Raw genomic sequence first — 1,416 nt, 5'->3', positions numbered from 1 at the left:
GCGGCGGCCAGCTTTGGGCGCAGGCAACGCCCTTCAGTTGCACAGGCACTTCGGCATGAGCAAAACAGTTCTCAAGGATTTCCATCATCGAGGTGCGAACGGCATCGGTTGTTTGCCCGTCTGCGCCATAGGTGGCGGTGATCGCTGCTAGCTGTGCCGCTGTCTCCGCGATGCAGTCGCGATCCTCAATTCTCACCATCGGTACAAAGCGCCCTCCCGGGTCATGGGCTTGAACCTCCACCGGTGGCTTAAGGCCTACGGCCTCCCATAGCTGCATTCGCGCGGCATACGGCTGGAGCGCGGGGGGAAGCCGTAGTCCTTCTGTGGGCCTGGTCCCCAGCGCCATGGCGAGGGTCACAAAGTGGTGGGGTCTAAGGAAGGTGGGGCAGTTGCAACGGCCCTCATCAATCAGTCGGTCAACCTGCTGTATCCACTGCCCAACTTGAAATGCTGTTGTCGCCTGCAATTGGTCCCCTGGTTCCATCAGTTCTTCCTTGTGGAAGCAGGATAGCCCAGTGACATGTAGGAGCCTGTCGGCGGGGGGGCGTGTTGGCTTTGGATGAGCTGTAGTCCATACGCAGAATTGATGACCTCTTCTCTTCGAGATGGGAGGCGCCTCCGCTGGTTCAGCGCACACGCTTCAATGGCTGGCAGACCAGCACGAACTTCACCTGGCGCGATTACGTGCCCCAGTCCACCAGCCCCGCCAAGGCCTGAATTTTTCTCAACCCCCGGAAGTACCCATGGCATCCCCGATCGTTCCCTGGATGGGCGGCAAGCGCCGCCTGGCCGACACCCTGCTGCACCGCTTTCCGCCCCACAGCTGCTATGTGGAGCTGTTCGCTGGCGGCGCGGCGCTGTTTTTCCTGCGGCCCCCGGCCGAGGTGGAGGTGGTCAACGACCTCAACGGGGAGCTGGTGAACCTCTACCGCGTGGTGCAGAACCACCTGGAGGAGTTCATCCGGCAGTTCAAGTGGGCCCTGTCGTCGCGCCAAGTGTTCAAGTGGATGCAGGACGCCAACGTGGAGGGCATGACCGACATCCAGCGCGCGGCGCGCTTTTACTACCTGCAGCAGCAGGCCTTCGGGGGCAAGGTCGACGGCCAGACCTGGGGCACCGCCACCACCCAGCCCGCGGTGAACCTGCTGCGCATCGAGGAGCAGCTCAGCGCGGCCCACCTGAGGCTCTCGGGCGTCTATGTGGAGCACCTGACCTGGTCGGCCTGCCTGGACCGCTATGACCGGCCCCACACGCTGTTCTACGCGGACCCGCCCTACTGGCAGACCGAGGGCTATGGCATGGACTTCCCCTGGGCCGAGTACGAGCTGCTGGCGGCCAAGATGCGCAGCGCCAAGGGCAAGGTGATCGTGAGTCTGAACGACCACCCCGACATCCGCCGCTGCTTCGAGGGCTTCC

2 protein-coding genes are annotated in these 1,416 nt (G+C 63.3%); one reads left to right on the top strand and one right to left on the bottom strand.

The genetic code is table 11. The annotated features are described in order from the left end of the window. The coding region (locus I73_RS34090; RefSeq protein ID WP_234409532.1) for a hypothetical protein at positions 1-241 on the bottom strand (241 nt) is incomplete at its 3' end. 502 nt (positions 242-743) lie between these two features. On the opposite strand from I73_RS34090, the gene I73_RS16885 reads away from it, so the two are divergent. Beyond that, a partial coding sequence (locus I73_RS16885; RefSeq protein WP_026096856.1) for a DNA adenine methylase occupies positions 744-1,416 on the top strand: 673 nt, incomplete at its 3' end.

The sequence above is a fragment of the Ideonella sp. B508-1 genome, assembly GCF_000333615.1.
Lineage (GTDB): Bacteria > Pseudomonadota > Gammaproteobacteria > Burkholderiales > Burkholderiaceae_C > Ideonella.
This window is presented reverse-complemented; position numbering and strand designations above follow the sequence as displayed.